General features: G+C 37.9%; 19 protein-coding genes. 11 read left to right on the top strand and 8 right to left on the bottom strand.

Annotated elements, in window-relative coordinates; all coding sequences use genetic code 11:
* Positions 1-254: 254 nt before the first annotated feature.
* The 4 genes from CXF85_RS20265 to CXF85_RS20280 form a co-directional block, all read right to left on the bottom strand.
* Positions 255-440, bottom strand: a complete 186-nt coding sequence (locus CXF85_RS20265; RefSeq protein WP_101230459.1) for a hypothetical protein — start codon at positions 438-440, stop codon at positions 255-257.
* A 57-nt stretch (positions 441-497) separates the two neighbouring features.
* Positions 498-1,727, bottom strand: coding sequence for a M24 family metallopeptidase (locus tag CXF85_RS20270; RefSeq protein WP_101230460.1), 1,230 nt, complete (start codon positions 1,725-1,727; stop codon positions 498-500).
* 239 nt (positions 1,728-1,966) lie between these two features.
* A complete protein-coding gene (locus CXF85_RS20275; protein WP_101230461.1) occupies positions 1,967-3,331 on the bottom strand; it encodes an NAD(P)/FAD-dependent oxidoreductase in 1,365 nt (454 codons plus the stop codon).
* A 198-nt stretch (positions 3,332-3,529) separates the two neighbouring features.
* Positions 3,530-4,555 (bottom strand): lipid A deacylase LpxR family protein, encoded by a 1,026-nt coding sequence (locus CXF85_RS20280; protein ID WP_101230462.1) that lies wholly within the window; start codon positions 4,553-4,555, stop codon positions 3,530-3,532.
* Between the two features lie 539 nt (positions 4,556-5,094).
* Here CXF85_RS20280 and CXF85_RS23000 point away from each other — a divergent pair.
* From CXF85_RS23000 to CXF85_RS20290, 3 genes are all read left to right on the top strand, one after another.
* A complete protein-coding gene (locus CXF85_RS23000) occupies positions 5,095-5,232 on the top strand; it encodes a hypothetical protein (protein ID WP_198555724.1) in 138 nt (45 codons plus the stop codon).
* A gap of 296 nt (positions 5,233-5,528) precedes the next feature.
* Positions 5,529-6,104 (top strand): elongation factor P-like protein EfpL, encoded by a 576-nt coding sequence (gene efpL, locus CXF85_RS20285; protein ID WP_101230463.1) that lies wholly within the window; start codon positions 5,529-5,531, stop codon positions 6,102-6,104.
* Positions 6,105-6,238: 134 nt separating this feature from the next.
* Positions 6,239-7,144: a M14 family metallopeptidase gene (locus CXF85_RS20290; protein ID WP_101230464.1), complete on the top strand. Its 906-nt coding sequence runs from the start codon at positions 6,239-6,241 to the stop codon at positions 7,142-7,144.
* A 97-nt stretch (positions 7,145-7,241) separates the two neighbouring features.
* Here CXF85_RS20290 and CXF85_RS20295 read toward each other — a convergent pair whose 3' ends face one another.
* Positions 7,242-8,417 carry a flagella assembly protein FlgT gene (locus tag CXF85_RS20295; protein WP_101230465.1) on the bottom strand — a complete coding sequence of 392 codons (1,176 nt, stop codon included), beginning with the start codon at positions 8,415-8,417 and terminating at the stop codon, positions 7,242-7,244.
* Between the two features lie 353 nt (positions 8,418-8,770).
* Here CXF85_RS20295 and CXF85_RS20300 point away from each other — a divergent pair, with 353 nt between their 5' ends.
* Positions 8,771-9,238, top strand: a complete 468-nt coding sequence (locus CXF85_RS20300) for an LPP20 family lipoprotein (RefSeq protein WP_101230466.1) — start codon at positions 8,771-8,773, stop codon at positions 9,236-9,238.
* A gap of 119 nt (positions 9,239-9,357) precedes the next feature.
* Here CXF85_RS20300 and flgN read toward each other — a convergent pair whose 3' ends face one another.
* From flgN to flgA, 3 genes are all read right to left on the bottom strand, one after another.
* Complete coding sequence (gene flgN, locus CXF85_RS20305) at positions 9,358-9,804, bottom strand: flagellar export chaperone FlgN (RefSeq protein ID WP_101230467.1); 447 nt, start codon at positions 9,802-9,804, stop codon at positions 9,358-9,360.
* 49 nt (positions 9,805-9,853) lie between these two features.
* Positions 9,854-10,162, bottom strand: coding sequence for a flagellar biosynthesis anti-sigma factor FlgM (gene flgM, locus CXF85_RS20310; protein ID WP_101230468.1), 309 nt, complete (start codon positions 10,160-10,162; stop codon positions 9,854-9,856).
* Between the two features lie 203 nt (positions 10,163-10,365).
* Positions 10,366-11,058 carry a flagellar basal body P-ring formation chaperone FlgA gene (flgA, locus tag CXF85_RS20315; RefSeq protein WP_101230469.1) on the bottom strand — a complete coding sequence of 231 codons (693 nt, stop codon included), beginning with the start codon at positions 11,056-11,058 and terminating at the stop codon, positions 10,366-10,368.
* 207 nt (positions 11,059-11,265) lie between these two features.
* Between flgA and CXF85_RS20320 the strand changes: the two genes are divergently transcribed.
* The 7 genes from CXF85_RS20320 to flgE all read left to right on the top strand — a co-directional run bounded on the left by CXF85_RS20320 (position 11,266) and on the right by flgE (position 16,457).
* Positions 11,266-12,195: a chemotaxis protein CheV gene (locus CXF85_RS20320; protein WP_101230612.1), complete on the top strand. Its 930-nt coding sequence runs from the start codon at positions 11,266-11,268 to the stop codon at positions 12,193-12,195.
* Positions 12,196-12,287: 92 nt separating this feature from the next.
* A complete protein-coding gene (locus tag CXF85_RS20325) occupies positions 12,288-13,118 on the top strand; it encodes a CheR family methyltransferase (RefSeq protein WP_101230470.1) in 831 nt (276 codons plus the stop codon).
* Positions 13,119-13,271: 153 nt separating this feature from the next.
* Positions 13,272-13,670, top strand: a complete 399-nt coding sequence (gene flgB, locus CXF85_RS20330; protein ID WP_101230471.1) for a flagellar basal body rod protein FlgB — start codon at positions 13,272-13,274, stop codon at positions 13,668-13,670.
* Between the two features lie 2 nt (positions 13,671-13,672).
* Positions 13,673-14,104 (top strand): flagellar basal body rod protein FlgC, encoded by a 432-nt coding sequence (flgC, locus tag CXF85_RS20335; RefSeq protein ID WP_101230472.1) that lies wholly within the window; start codon positions 13,673-13,675, stop codon positions 14,102-14,104.
* Complete coding sequence (locus CXF85_RS20340; protein WP_442871884.1) at positions 14,104-14,244, top strand: flagellar basal body rod C-terminal domain-containing protein; 141 nt, start codon at positions 14,104-14,106, stop codon at positions 14,242-14,244. The genes flgC and CXF85_RS20340 overlap by 1 nt, the downstream gene beginning before the upstream one ends.
* 51 nt (positions 14,245-14,295) lie before the next feature.
* Positions 14,296-14,982 carry a flagellar hook assembly protein FlgD gene (locus CXF85_RS20345; RefSeq protein WP_101230473.1) on the top strand — a complete coding sequence of 229 codons (687 nt, stop codon included), beginning with the start codon at positions 14,296-14,298 and terminating at the stop codon, positions 14,980-14,982.
* 113 nt (positions 14,983-15,095) lie between these two features.
* Positions 15,096-16,457, top strand: coding sequence for a flagellar hook protein FlgE (gene flgE / locus CXF85_RS20350; RefSeq protein ID WP_101230474.1), 1,362 nt, complete (start codon positions 15,096-15,098; stop codon positions 16,455-16,457).
* Positions 16,458-16,591: the final 134 nt, after the last annotated feature.

Consider the following 16,591-nt stretch of genomic DNA (forward strand, 5'->3'; position numbering starts at 1 on the left):
TCTTTTCTAATAATTATTTTAGAAGGGGGCTAACACTCAAAACTTCATACCAATGAATAAATATCAATTTTTGAAAGTGTCAGTCAAGCTGAGCTATGGCGTTAATTGGTGATTGAATGTTCTGCTACGTTGGGCGCTATGGGGATTGAAAAGAGGATCGGGCTCTCCTTTTTTATGTAGTCGCTAAGCAGGGAATAAAGCTCCAAGCTTAGCGATTACATTATACTAAAAGTAGAAGTGTTATGGCGTTATTTTCACTTGTTACAATGCGGAACGTTTTTAAGTACTTCTTCTTCACTCACGAGTTGTGCGTCACTAGTTACTTTACACTTTTTTAGCATTGGGGCCTCACTTGCCATAACTGAATCGGCAATGAGGTAGGCAACCAAAGCAAAAGTACAGCTTAGCACTGTAATTAATGGCTTTTTAGTATTATTCAACGTGTTCTCTTTCTTTTTATTCTTATTATGACACGCCGTAAGTTGCTTTAAAACAAATTACGCTTCATAACCGAAAGGGTCATCAATTGAATGTGCTGGCTCACTAAACCATTTTGGTCCTGACGCCGTAATGTAAAAATGATCTTCTAAACGCACACCAAACTCACCATAAAGACATAACATGGGTTCATTTGAGAAACACATGCCAGCGGCTAATGGTGTTTTATCGCCTCTAACTAAATAGGGCCATTCATGAATGTCTAAACCAACACCATGACCAGTACGATGCGGAAGGCCAGGAACTTGATAGTCAGGACCATAGCCTTGCGTTTCAAGGTAGTTGCGCGCAGCAACATCTACCGCTTCACATGGAGAAGATACTTGTGCAGCCTCGAAGCCATGTATTTGCGCTGTTCTTTCATGTAACCATACATCACGTTGTTTTTGAGTTGCTTCACCAAAGACATAACTGCGGGTAATATCTGAGTTATAACCTTGAACTAAACAACCAGTATCGATTAACACCATGTCGTTAGCTTCGAGGGTTTTAGGCTCTTTTACACCATGAGGATAGGCGGTGTCTTGGCCAAATAAAACAATACAAAAAGATGAACCTTTAGGGGCACCCAATTTCATATGTGCTTTATTGATAAAGTCAGTGACTTGTGACGTTGTGATACCTACCGTTAGGATTTTGGCAACAGCACGATGTACTACCATCGTCATGTCTTTAGCACGTTGTAATAAAGCAATTTCGCTCGCTGTTTTGATCATTCTACAGCCAGCAGTAATACCTTTGCTACTAGTAAATGCTAAAGAGATATTTTGATCTTTTGCCGCATTAATCATACCGTCAACGACGAAAAAGGCGGTAGATTCATCTACGGCAATAGTGCCTTGTGCACAATTAATTTTTTTAAGTACATCAATAACAAGCTGGTATGGAGATTCATGTTCGTGCCAACTAGCCACTTCAGACTTTATTTGCATAAAGCCAGATAGCGTACTTACTTCGAACCAAGGTGCGACATAAACTAACTCACCTTCTGCTGGTAAAATAGCACCGACTAATCGTTCAGATGAATACCAAGCGGTGCCGGTAAAATACGTTAAGTTAGTGCCAGCATTAAGATATAAGGCGCTAATGTTTTGCTCACGCATTAACTGCTGTGCTTTAACAATACGCTGTTGATATTCAGCTAATGTAATAGGGGCAACATCAGTTGTCATATCAGATAATTTGTTTAATTCTATTTCGGCTGTTGAGCCGCCAATACCAATGGTCATATAATTTTCCTTTAAAGCACTTAACATGGTGAGGTAGTTACTGAGCGCCGCTGATACAGCATAACGCTCAATAAATAATTACAGGTATATTGTATACAATTAATTTAATGAAACAAGCCTTTATATCTCCCATTTATTCGTCTTGGTTATAGCAAAACCATGGATGCTGTATTTTCAGGTGGTTTAGCTAAATTGGAGTACAAAGTATTAAAGTAGAGGGGCTCAATTTTAATAAAATGTTATAACCAGCGGTCTTTTACTTTACCATACTGAAAGTAGCCCCATTGACCAACACGCCTTAACGGAGCAAAGGGAAATGTTACTAACGGGGTTTGGTAAATGGGTAAGTTGGGCACAGTGACACCGGCAACCTTTTCTGCCAAGCGTTTACCTGCTTGCACAGAAAACGATACGCCGCTACCGCAATAACCCATCGCATAAAAAACACTTTGTTGTTCATTTTGATAGACATGAGGCATGTCGTCTAATGACATACATAACCACCCCGACCAAGCATAATCGTAACGCAACGAGCTTAGAGCAGGGAAGTTTGTTTTCAACACAGCGAGTAAACGGTTGGCATAGTAGGGATCCGTTGCATTTTTTCCCGTTATAGCCCCACGACCGCCAAATAAAATACGATTGTCAGGTAACTTTCGATAGTAGTATTTTAACGCGCGAGTATCCATGATGACATTACTGGTTAAAAAATTACAGGCGGCTATTTGCTCTTGTGTTAATGGCTGAGTGACAATAATTTGTGATAATACCGGTAAGCTCTTGCTCTTGATTAAGGGATGAAAGTTTTTGGCAGAGTAACCATTCGTCGCAATCACGACCTTTTTAGCTTTTACAATACCATTTGGTGTATGCAATATTTGTGTGGTTTTACTTTGTTGGCCAGGTTTTGACGAAGACTCTTGATGCCAGTTGTCTACTGGGCTATCACAATGAATAGTGACACCTGCTTCTCGAGCAAGCTTTTGATAACCCCAAGCAAGTTTTAATGGGTTAATACCAAAACCATCTTGATACCGGATGGCGCCATAAGCATTGTGATCTGCCATATAATCTTGGTGTAACTGCTCACGCGTTAATTCTTGAACATCATAACCAAACATCTGTTTTTGCAGCGTAGCTGTCGCAAGTAAGCTTTTTAACATGCCAGGTTTGTGCGCCACGCGAATATAACCATTGTCTTGCGGATCGCAATTAATGCCCTCGCTAATAAAATCTTTAACTGTCTCTACACCGGCACACATTTCATTGTAAATGCCGCGCATGACTTCTTCACCCCATTGAGATTGCATGCTGGCATAGGATTTTCGTCCGGATGACTTCAAAATAAAGCCAGCGTTACGACCACTTGCTCCCCAGGCGGTACGATTAGCTTCTAATACCGTCGCTTTGATACCGTGCTCACGCGCTAAGTGCAGCGCGGTTGATAAGCCAGTATACCCAGCGCCTATAATAGCCACATCAACAGTAATATCTTTATTTAACTGACCATCATCTTCAGGGGCAGTACCTGCTACATCGGCCCAATAGCTATTAGGGTAGGGCGAATTACCAGCAAGTGAATCATCAATGAGGGGATCGTACATATGTATCCTAAGCGGGGTTATGGAGCCTATAGTTTGATACCTTAAACAACCCTGTAAAATAAAGCAGTAAAAATTATTATAAAGCGGCAGTTTTACTTTTGTTATGAAGACTATTTTGCAAATATAGCGATACTAAAGGTTGTATTAATAACTTTGATACTGAGATAGTAAAACGCTCAAGCATTTGTGAGCGGAAGTTTAGATAGCGTAACTTAATGTTAAAGATCCATAACTGTGCCAGGATTTATTATCGCTGCTATATGCGCGGCTGTAGCTATTTAAGCTCCAGATAATAGCGTAATCATCAATAGTCCAGTTTATGCCTATAGCAGCTTTGGCTTGATTATGTTGAATAGTAACGTGAGATTCATAAGGAAGTTTCCCTTCGATAGTTAAGTCGTTAAATCGATAACCTAACTGTAGTCTTGAATAAACAGTAAAGTTACTGGTTTTAGTTACTTGGATGGTATTGCCAATATGGCCAAAGTGACTACTTAACCGTCCAAAGGTATTATTTAACTGTGTTCCCCATCTGAATAATAATCCCAATGATGCTTCACTATTAAAATTTCCTAAGGCTATATGGCTATAACTACTTACTTCCCACTGTTTACTAGTGGATAGCTTTTTTCGTGTTTGACTTGAACGAAATATTAGCCCGTCAACCTCATAGGCAAGCTGTAAAGTAATTTGATCTTGTACTTGGTATTGCCAGCCTAAAGGTGAGGTTGAGCCAATTAAAGCATGCATTTTTTTTTGTATGTATTCAGCCTGAGATTTAGGACCTGTGATACCAAGTGTCAGCCAGGTTTTCTGTGAAAACACTGGTCCGTAATCTACTGTGTGACTTTCTATTTCGAGTTGGCCAGCATAAGGCCTATCATCACTTTGAGACGCTAGTACTCCAATATCATTTGGTGTCCACATGCGTTGAGATACCTTTAAGCCCCAAGCACTATGCGTTTTAGTTATTGGTAATTTAAGATGGTGTTGCCATTGAGAGAGTGTTGGCATACTAACGGATAGCTCAAGCTGATGAATAGTCAGAGGTTTACTTTCCCAAGCTAATGAGAATCCATTGGTATAGTTTCCATCGTTGGCAAAGATCCCGTCATTTTCTAGTTGGATATTTAATTGCCCTGCGTGTACGGACAACATCGCAGATGTGAGGACAAAAGAGACAAAAATAGTGAATACATTTTTTGTAGAGTACGCTATTAACATAATCAACTCCTACACGTTGTATATACCCGTTCCACTTGAATATGCTCGTTCCAGGAAGTCTGAGCTGTTCATAATCAAGGCACATTTTTTGTTAATGGTTATGGCCTTAAAAAAAATGTAACGTCGAATATGATTTGCTCAGGTTTCCCTCTATGGCTGGTTTATAAACGCTTTATGCTACGTTATTGATTTCGACAAGGGAACAACCATTCCCTTCAATCAACGCCTTGCCTAAAGGCGTTTATAATTCCAGCTGAATCCTACATCTTCAAGTGGAGCGAGTATAAAGTATAGTTTGGCTAATTATATTTGCCGAAGTGTTGATGCTTTTAAAGTAGCTTACCCTAAGGGTTAAGTCCCATGAACGAACAGTTTCGATAGAGTTTATGCGCTTAATATTTCATTTTTCTTTACAGTTTCGTTATAAGTTTTTAGGCGAATTTCATGGCAAAAGCTTACATATGAAAGTTATTGTGTAATAATACAGGTGCGGTAACAATTTTTTGGAGGCTAACATGGCCCATGAGGAAAGACGTAATATGTCAAAACATACTGATGCTAGTGTAGATAACTGTAATGATGATCAGAAGTCAGCGTTAGAACAATTAGCCGATGCAAACCATGAAATTGAAGACTTAAAGTTACAAATCGCTTGGCTTGAGCGTTCTTACGAGTAGTTGTTCTAGCGTTTACCTATTGACTAATTACTTCAATATTAGTTATTAATTAGCGGGTAAACAGCACAAAAGCTCAATAGATTGAAAAGACAAATATAGTTTATATATTTGTCTTTTTTGCTTTTAAATGATCGCCGCTATGAAAGTTATCATTTTTATTTTACTTTGACTGTTATATTGACGAAAAAAACACGTTTCATTCGATAAATTATTTGCATATCTTTGGGTTCATGCTATTTTCCCTGCATTGCGTTTAAAACACTATTATTAACAATAAATTCAGAGGAAGTCATCTTATGCCAAAGGCAAGCGATATAAAGAAAAATGCTGCAATAGAGCACAACGGTAAAGTGTTAATTGTTAGAGATATTACCCGTTCAGTACCACAAGGTCGTGCAGGCGGAAGTTTATATAGAATGCGTTTATACGATGTAGTTACTGGCGGTAAAGTGGATGAAACTTTTAAAGCTGAAGATATGTTGAATTTTGCCGACTTAAGCCGTCGTCCATCAATGTTTTCTTATATCGATGGTGATCAATATGTCTTTATGGATAATGAAGATTACACGCCGTATAACTTAGATAAAGAAGCTATTGCTGATGAAATTCTTTTTATCGATGAAGAGACTCAAGGAATATCTGTCATCATAGTTGACGATGCACCTGTAGGAATAGCCCTTCCTGCCAGTGTTGAATTACTGATTACAGAAACAGACCCTTCGATTAAAGGTGCCTCAGCAAGTGCTCGTACTAAACCTGCATTGCTTTCTACTGGATTAACTATTCAAGTACCTGAGCATATTTCAACGGGCGATAAAGTTAAAGTAAATACAGAAGAACGCAAGTTTATGGGTCGAGCTGACTCTAAGTAATAAATTTTTACTTATACCTGCACCAATAAAATGCCCGACTATTCGGGTATTTTTATGCTCGAAATCAGCGTTTTAAAGAACTTAAATACAAATTAATAGCGAGTTATTAGCTATTTGAATAATGAGGTTAAATCATGAGCGATTCAGTTTATTCTATTGGCAAAAAAGGCCAAGCATGGGCAGATACAGAGAAAACGTTATGGTGTGCGAAACAAAACATTAAGCGCTCTTATCAAGACGAAGTATTAGCAAAGCTTGAATTATTAACCTCTTCATTTGATATGATTCAATACGGAAGTTTATCACTTGATGAAAGCCGTTATCCTTTGTATGCCATGCAAAGTAAAAATTGGCAAACCAATAATAAAACAGTGTTAGTGACTGGCGGTGTACATGGTTATGAAACCAGTGGCGTTCAAGGTGCAATTCGTTTTTTAGAAACGAGTGCTAATGACTTTTGTGAACAATTTAATATCATTGTAGTGCCATGTGTTAGCCCTTGGGGTTATGAAACAATTAATCGTTGGAATAACGATGCGGTTGATCCAAATCGTTCGTTTTATCCTGATAGTCCAGCACAAGAATCTGCCGCACTAATGTCTTTCATTGCCGAACTAGATGTCGATATTGCTATGCATATTGATTTACATGAAACTACTGATACAGATAATAGTGAATTTAGACCTGCGCTTGCTGCCCGTGATGCTATCGAACAAAAAAGCTGGAATATCCCTGATGGTTTTTATCTAGTGGGTGATTCAACTAAGCCTGAAGCAGACTTTCAATTTGCAATTAATCAAGCGGTAGCAAAAGTAACTCACATAGCGCCGGCTGATAGTAATGATAAATTGATCGGTGTTGATATTGAGCAACTTGGCGTTATAAATTACGCAGGAAGAGAACTAGGTTTATGTATGGGGTTAACTGATGCGCCATACGTTACTACGACAGAGGTTTACCCAGACAGCCCGTTAGTCGATGATGAAAACTGTATCAAGGCACAAGTTACTGCGATATCTGCTGCAATAATGTTTCTTTAATCGTATTTAATACCGTTTGGTATGACTTATAAAAGGCCTACTAAGTGATACTTAGTAGGCCTTTTTATTGTTTTATTCTAACATTTTTTATAGATAATTAGTTTTCATAACGTACCGCTAAATCATCTATCTGAATATTTCCGAATAAGCTACCATCCGGTGTTATAGCTGTTGCTGTTTGTCTCGTTAGCTTAGTTACTCTCACTTTATAAGGACTTACGTTAAAACCAGCGTATGACTTTCCTGAATTGTTAGTAAAATGCGTTAAATGTAACAAGCTAAATTCATCACCTATTTTCAAGCCATGATCTCTACCTAAGTTAATGGTAATTTGGTTGCCTTGTACTTGAATTATTTTACCTCTGCTTGGTTCACACATAATATTTTCATCGATATCTTTAATAACGTTATCGATAATATTTTCAATCATCATTCCATATTCACTTTGCCAAAAAACATTACCATTTACGTCAACTTTCATGCGTTTGTTAAACGTCCATGGAGCGGTATCTTGATAACCTTGATGCCAAACTAGTTCACCATTTAAGCCGTTATATAAATATAAAGTCATGGAAAAATTTCTTGGGTAAACACCTTGTTGCCAAAACATCCAACCATTTGTGGCTTGTTGATCGAATGAAAGATTAGTTATTTCACTAAACATTATATATTGGCTATCTGTAGTTTCACTCAAGGATTGCGTTAATTGAGCAATTTCATCACTTGCTAAGCTATTATTAAGACGAGAAAATTCAGTTTTATTATTGAGTATACTACTCGCTTTGGTAAATGAACTTTGCTGGTTAAGTTGTTTAGCAAGTTTACCCATAACCGCTTTATCAATTGAGTACATTTCACCTATGCTAGCCTGTTCTCTTTGTAGCAAGTTACTGCGGGTAATTAATAGTGATTTTTTAAAGTTTATCGCAAAACATTTTTTATCTTGTGGGAATATATCTGCGCGAATTGTCACTGTGATAAGATTGTCACTGTGTACCTCATCAACTAGTTCGATAGAGTTGACACTGCCACTTGCTCTGATATTGATTTGATCTTGCGTCAATAAACCATTAACGACTTGTTGAACACTCGAAACACTAGCACCTGATACAAGTAAGGCTTTTTTTAGGGCATTCTCAACCGCTTTAGTACGGGCAAGCTCAATATTTATATCATTGGTGCGAGCATGCCCCTGAGTCTCGTACCATTGACTACTAGCAGAAAAACTGCAGCATAAGCTGAGAATAATTAAGTGTTTTATGAACGTGTGCATAGTTTTTCATATTCCTATTTAGCGTTAACCCGTTTACTTGATTTATATCGGGAGTAGCGCTCTTTTTATCAACTAACACTGATTATGCATATTTCATGCCCTTCATCTTATAATTGATTTACCTAGTCAGAATTCTTGGCTTAGAATGTGCATTATTCTGACTATTGAACTTAATAAAGTATCGCTATAGTTATACATGTAAGGCTACTTTATACAGGGAATAACATGATAAAAAGAATAATTAAAATTTAATTTTTTCATTAATTTAAATACTATGGTTAACTCGAGTCAGGTAGGAGTTATCTGGACGCCAGATAATTGACTACATAATCATTACTATCAAAGGAATACATATGAGTAACTCATTAACTCGCTCAATCCTTATTTTGAGTACACTTTTATTGACCAGTGCATGCTCTCTTGTTTACGATAAACACGTACAGTGGCAAACTGTAAAACCTGAGGTTTATCCTGTACTTTATGCAACAGGTTTTGCTCCTATTAGTATGCAAAAATCAACCCATGAAACCCAACGGATGCTGATGGCAATTAAAGCGTCTAAAATTGCCGCTTATGCGGAACTTGCTGAACAAGTATATGGTCAGCAAATTGCTGGTAAGGTAACCATGGCGGATTTATTAATTGAAGAACAGCAATTAAAGGCTTCAGTTCAAGGGATTATTCGAGGTGCCAAGGTAATAAAAAGCTACCCAATAGGTGATGTATATACGACGGAATTACAGCTGAACTTCGAAGATGTTTATAATATATATCAAGCGAACCAGAATAGAAAAGAAATCAAAGAAGTAACACACTTCTAGATAGCTTGGAGACAAGTAGGCTTTATTTGGGCTGTTAACCTATTTACTATTACTAACACTAAAAAGGGCGTTAATCATAAAGATTAATGCCCTTTTTGTAATAAGTTACTTTAGTAACGTTAGGCTTTTAATCCTAAACTAGAGAGTCCTGCACTTTTTTTACCCTTCTTATCATAAGTAATTGCGTTCTTATTATGATTTTCTAATAGGCTCGTTTTCATGCGTTCTACCGCAAGTTGAGACTGCTGGATAATTTGGCCATTTACTCGATTTTGTTGTTGGCAATGGTTCAATAACTCGGTTATCTCGGCAAGTTCTTGAGTTAACTTTCCTGCTGCTTTGTCTTGAGCAAAAGCTTGGTTTTGACCTATTTCTTGATCAAGCTGCTGGATTTCTAATAATAAGGTGTTCTTTTCTTGGCTAATAGTAAGCAGCTCTTGTGGATCATGCTGCTGTAGTATTTGCTTTTCATTAGCAATAATTTGCACTAACAACGTTAATTGCTGATGTTGTTTTGCTACCAATTCGGTGGGTGTTAACCCCTGAGACATTGAGTTTGATAACATAAGGTTGACCTTTGATTTAACTATAAATGATTTGCTTTACAGTCTATCGTTAATCAAGGTTGAATTCAAAGTTAGCAATGCTAGCAGCTAATTTTTCTGGATTAACTTTATACTCACCAGATATGATAGCTTTTTTCAGTTCATCAACTTTCTGTTGGTTAATCACTGGCGCATCAGCCGCTTTTTTTTGCAATTCGTTAAGCTGCTTTGCTTGCGGGGTAATCGACACAGAATCTTGCCCTGTATTTTTCACTTGCGCATTAGTTGAGGCAGTTTGAGTTGTTTGCTGCTTTACTTGCTGTTGCTGTGTTTGTTGAACTTGATTGCTTGAATTCAAGTTGTTGATATTTATAGCCATGATTTCATCCTTTAACAATGAAATGATATTTAAAAAGAGTTCTAGTAACTTGTTATCGGCCACTACTGAGATAACTTTAGCTAAAAAGGATAATAAAGTAAAAAAAATACTATGGCTAACTTTGCCTGTGATTACTTTGTAAGTAACGTTTTGTAAACAGTAGTTTATTTATAGCAATTAATGTACTTGGTATTACACAGATATTATAGATTAATTACCACTTGGTTAATAGTTTTGACGCGAGGAGTAATCACTTTCTTTGAACGAGTGTTTTTGACTCTTATTTGTTCGTTGATATTACCGGAACTTAAAGCAACTCCCCGGGTTTTAATACTAAAATTATCTGATGATGCAATGATCGTCACGACATCACCTTTGCATATTAAGCAGAAACTTTTTTTACTGATTGCTTTACCTTTGGCAATTCGCTTTTTCGCTTTAGCGCCAAAAACAATATTTATATCAGTTAGCTTATCACCCCTAATTCTATTAATAGGCATATAGGCTAACTCAATATTACTTTCGTCAAGCTTGTCTCCTTTACTAATTGTGCTTGTAGCAATTAAAACAGCTTTAGTTATTTCAACTTTTGCCGATAAATATACTTTCCATGGTATTGATTCATCACAACTAATCTTAATATTTACGTTTATCGCTCTATTTTTTTCAGGTATATTTGCAGTTAAAGGAATTTTACAGGGTTTAATAACAATTCTAGGGTCTAAGTGTGCAACTGAAATACGCACCCTTTCTTCTTCAGTTGAAGGAAAACGCTCTGCTAAATAAGCTTTGGCAAAATGCTCAATAAAAGCACCATCTAGCTCAGTTGCAACAGCAATTGTTTGCTTAATGAGCAATAAGAATGAAAATATTAAAAAAAGTTTGGTATAGCGCATATATTTTGTTATCTATCTTTAAGTAAATGCAAATAATCGTCTATGCTTAACCTAAGTCAGTAGTGTGAAATAAGGTTAAATCATGCGTCAAGTTTCAGACGCTTAGTGTGATTATCAACTCAATAATTTAAATACAATTCAAGAATTGTGCCTTATGTGTTTATTTGGTTAAACATAATAAATGGTACGGTCTTATATGAGGCTCATATGGCAGGCATACTCGATTCAGTAAATCAGCGTACGCAACTTGTTGGTGAAAACAGGTTAGAATTGTTACTTTTTAAACTTAATGGTCGGCAACGATTTGGTATTAATGTTTTTAAAGTACGTGAAGTGATGCCATGTCCGCGTTTAACTATATTACCTAAACAAGATGCCTTTATAAAAGGGGTTGCACATATTCGGGGACAAACTATATCCGTTATTGATTTAAGCAAATCAACAGGCGGACCAGCAATTGAACAAACAGCAGAAAGTTTTATTATTATTGCTGAGTACAACCGCACTGTGCAAGGATTTCTCGTTGCCGGTGTTGAGCGCATAGTAACGTTAAGTTGGGCTGATGTTATGCCGCCACCGGAAGGAGCTGGCAAATCTAGTTACTTAACAGCGGTGACTGAAATAGATGGTCAAATGGTATCAATATTAGATGTTGAGAAAATTTTAAATGAAATTAATCCAGTCTCAACTGAAGTAAGTGAAGACATCATTGATGCCTCTGTTGGTGAAAGCTTAGGCGATAAGCTAGTGATGATTGCAGATGACTCAACTGTTGCAAGAAATCAAGTAAGAAGAGCACTTGAGCCGTTAGGTATTAATATGGTTTTAGCTAAAAATGGTCGTGATGCTCTAGATCAGTTAACAGCTATTGAAGCGACTTGTGAAAATAGTATTACTGAAAAAGTGGCGTTGATGATCTCTGATATCGAAATGCCAGAAATGGATGGTTATACCTTAACTGCAGAAGTAAAAGGTAATCCACGTATGGCAAAAATGCCTATTATCTTACACACATCATTGAGTGGGGTATTTAATAATGCCATGGTTGAAAAAGTTGGAGCAGAAGACTTTATTCCGAAGTTTCATCCAGATGAACTAGCAACAGCTGTGAAAAAATGGTTAAAAATAGAAGATTAACGCTTCCTCTATTTGAATAGCCGTTACCTGAGTTAATGGCGACCTCCACTTTAAGGAGGGTTTGGAAAATATTAAATAAATAGGAAGTTATAGTGTCAGCAAGAGAACTTGATGAAAAAAGCTACAATCAATTTAGAACATTCTTAGAGCAGCAATGTGGCATAGTACTCGGTGACAAAAAGCAATATTTAGTTAAAAGCCGATTAGCTCCATTGATGGCTAAGTTTGAACTTAGTTCATTAAGTGAATTAGTTAATCGTACGCTCGCTCCTGTCGAGCGGCAAATGCGTGCCGCCGTAATTGATGCCATGACCACAAATGAAACGTTATGGTTTCGTGATGACTACCCTTTTAAATTACTTCAAAGTAAGCTATTACCTGACTTTGCCAATCGTAAAACCCCTGTTAAAATTTGGTCCGCGGCCAGTTCTTCTGGTCAAGAGCCATACTCTATCGCTATGTCAGTATTAGAATATCAACAAAAAAATCCAGGCGCTTTCCCGCGTGGAGTACAAGTCATTGGAACTGATATATCATCCACTATGCTAGAGCACTGTAAATATGGTCATTATGATAATTTAGCATTGGCGAGAGGGTTATCTGCAGAGCGTAAGAAACGTTTTTTTGAAGCAGGTGACAATGGTATGTTGAAGATAAAAGATGAAGTAAAAAAAATGGTCAGTTTTAGACCGCTAAATCTACTCAATAGTTATAGTTTAATGGGACGGTTCGATATTGTCTTTTGCCGTAATGTCTTAATTTACTTCTCCCCGGAGATTAAGGCGCAAATAATTAGTCAAATTCATGGCGTGTTGAATAGCGACGGTTACTTATTCTTAGGTGCTTCAGAGTCTTTATCAGGAATAAACCAAGATTTTTCTATGCTACGCTGTAACCCTGGTATCGTTTACCAGAAAAAATAAAAATCACTATTTATAGCTAAGAGCCATTTTTACTTGCTGTTAGCTATGTCATTTCCAATCCCTTCCTGCATTTTACTCCTCTCCACTGTTGATTTATTAATTGGCATAAATATTGTATACCTTTAGCTACACGTACATCATTGTGAGGCTATTATGGCTATAGGTTTTGATAAAGGCTTTCAACTGCATACGCAGGGCATGCTTATTCGCGCTCAACGTTCAGAAGTTATTGCTAGTAATATTGCCAATGCAGATACTCCAGGCTACAAAGCTAAAGGACTAGACTTTAAGCAAGCATTTGCGCAAGCCGCATCTAAACAGCAAATGGGCATGTCACGCACTAATGATAAGCACTTTGATGTACGAACAGAGTTGAATAATTCTGTCGATTTTCGTGTGCCTAATCAGCCTGATACGGGTGACGGTAATACGGTTGACGTACAAGTAGAACGAAACTTGTTTCTAAAAAACTCAATGCAATACCAAGCAAGTATTCAATTTCTTGATGGTAAAATTAAAGCCATGAAGAAAGTTATCAGCGGAGGTCAATAATTATGAGTCTTTTTAACGTATTTGATATCACCGGTAGTGGTATGAGCGCACAATCAGTTCGCCTAAATACTACCGCGAGTAATATTGCCAATGCTGATAGTGTTAGTAGTAGTGCCGATAAAACTTACCGTGCTAGGCATCCTGTTTTTGCCGCTGCCATGCAACAAGCTGCCGCCGGACAGGGAGCAAGCGATGGTAGTGGGGTTGGCGTCAATGTTTTAGGCATTGTTGAAAGTGATAAGCCATTAAATGTTGAATACGCTCCAGCGCACCCTATGGCAGATAAAGACGGTTATATTTACAAGCCGAACGTCAATGTCATAGAAGAAATGACTAACATGATCTCAGCGTCACGTTCATATCAAACCAATGTGCAATTAGCCGAATCAGCCAAAAACATGTTGAATAAAACATTGCAGCTAGGACAAAGATAATGATTAATTTCATAGGTGAAGAAATGAACTATGTCACAAATGCAGTGATCTCAGCATCACGATCATATCAAACCAATGTGCAATTGGCCGAATCAGCTAAAAATATGCTGAATAAAACATTACAGTTAGGACAAAGATAATGAGTGACATTGATATGTTATTGACCTTATTGCTAAACGTAGGAGTGCATAATGGAAACAGTTAAAGGTACGAACCCGTTAGAGGCTATTCGTTGGCAAAAAGAAGAATTTAAAGTTGCTGAGCAAGATAAAGGGATGCTTACCCAAGCTGACTTCTTTGCTCTATTAACTAAAGAATTAGCTAACCAGGATCCAACAAAGCCTGTTGATAACAATGAAATGATTTCACAAATGACTGCTTTCTCTACCACTGATGGTGTGCAGAAATTGAATGATTCTTTTGATAGTTTTGCCGGGTCAATGACATCTAGCCAAGCGCTACAAGCCTCTTCCCTTGTTGGAAGAAGTGTTCTCGTTGAAGACAACGTTTTTGGTATGGCGGAGGGTGAAGCGGTTAAAGGTAAGCTGGTATCAGATAAACCCTCAAGCAATGTTAATATTTATGTTGAGAATGTTGCTGGTGAAGTTATTCAAACCGTACCTGTGGGTAAGGTTCCAGCCGGTGGCTCTAGTTTCACTTGGGATGGTCAAACAGCGAAAGGCGAACCTGCTCCTGAAGGTGCTTATCGCTTCCGCATTGTTGGTTTAGTCGAGGGGCAAGCTGCTGAATTGGAAGCGATGACTTATCGTAAAGTTGATAGTGTTACGTTAGCAGGTGCTGGAGGGAATATAGTACTAAATCTTAATGGTGGTAGTTCTATGGCACTCGCAGAGGTAGTTGAAGTATCGGAAGGTTAATTTTAGAGTAAAAGTAATCAAACGTAAATTATAGCCTTTACCTGACCGAGCAATCATAGACATTTAGCAGTACAGGTGTTGAGTAAAGTAACAAATTTTAAGAGGATTAACATATGTCATTTAATATAGCGCTAAGCGGATTAAACGCGGCACAAAAAGATCTAGATGTAACATCAAATAATATTGCCAACGTCAATACTGTCGGTTTTAAAGAGTCGCGTGCAGAGTTTGTTGACGTTTACGCAGCATCACTGTTATCAGCAGGGAAAACTAAAGTAGGTGACGGGGTGTTAACCTCCGATGTTGCTCAGCAGTTCTCACAAGGTAGCATCCAATTTACTAACAATTCACTAGATTTAGCAATAACAGGCAACGGTTTTTTTGCCACTGTCCCTGAACTAGGGTCATTGGAAACCTCTTATACTCGCGCTGGTCAGTTTAAGTTAAATGCAGATAATTTTGTGGTTAACTCAGGGGGAGGACATTTATTAGGCTTCCCAGTTAATCCTGATGGGACATCATCTTCCGTTAGTTTAAGTACAGCAACTCCGGTTCGTATACCTACATCATCGGGGGCGCCAACGCCTTCGAGTGAAGTCGATATTCGCATGAACTTACCAGCAGGAGATGTACCACCCGCAAACCCTATCTTTGACCCTGCAGATCCATTAACCTTTAATAACTCGACTTCAGTGACTATTTTTGACTCTTTGGGTGATGATCATATAATGACTTATTACTTTGTTAAAACAGCCGCTAATTCGTGGAATATGTTTACCGCAGTAGATGACCAAATGGTTAATGTTGCTGCTTCTGCAGTTCAAAATCCACCGGCTGATCCTCTTGCAGTACCTCCAATTCCTGCCTATCCTCAACCTACTGGCGCTGGTGCAAGAGGGGCTGTTTTGGCTTTTAATCCAAGTGGTGATTTTATTGCTCAAAGCCCAGCAGTGATTCAAACAGAACAGCTCGGTGCTGGTATTTTAAGTAATGGTGCCGATCCTGCACAACAGCTTATTATTGACTTTAACTTGGATATCAATGGACCAAATCCAAATGAACCAACGCAGTTTGCTTCGAACTTTGAAGTAACCGCTTTAAAGCAAAATGGTTTAGCGGTAGGTCGTTTAACCGGTATCGATATTGGTAATGACGGTTTAGTGAAAGCGACCTATAGTAATGGTACTTCTGAGCCATTAGCACGTATTGCCATGGTGAATTTTGCTAATGAACAAGGCTTAACTCAAATAGGTGGCACTAACTGGAAAGAAAGCATTGTTTCCGGTGAGGCACTTGCTGGTGAAGGGGGGTCCGGTACATTTGGTACTATTAATTCTTCAGCGTTAGAGCAGTCTAATGTTAACTTAACAACAGAGTTAATCGATTTGATTTCAGCACAACGTAACTTCCAGGCTAACTCAAGAGCATTAGAAGTTGATAACCAGTTGAACCAAACGATATTACAAATTAGATAGGCTATTTAGTAACTAAGTCACAACTCGCTAGTACATTAAAGCTAGCGTTCATTCTACAGTTAAAGCTGCTAATGCTAAGTATCCCCTACTTAACAAGCAGCTTTTTTATTGCTATATATCGCTTAAAAACTCAC

It is taken from the genome of Colwellia sp. 75C3, from assembly GCF_002836255.1.
Lineage (GTDB): Bacteria > Pseudomonadota > Gammaproteobacteria > Enterobacterales > Alteromonadaceae > Colwellia.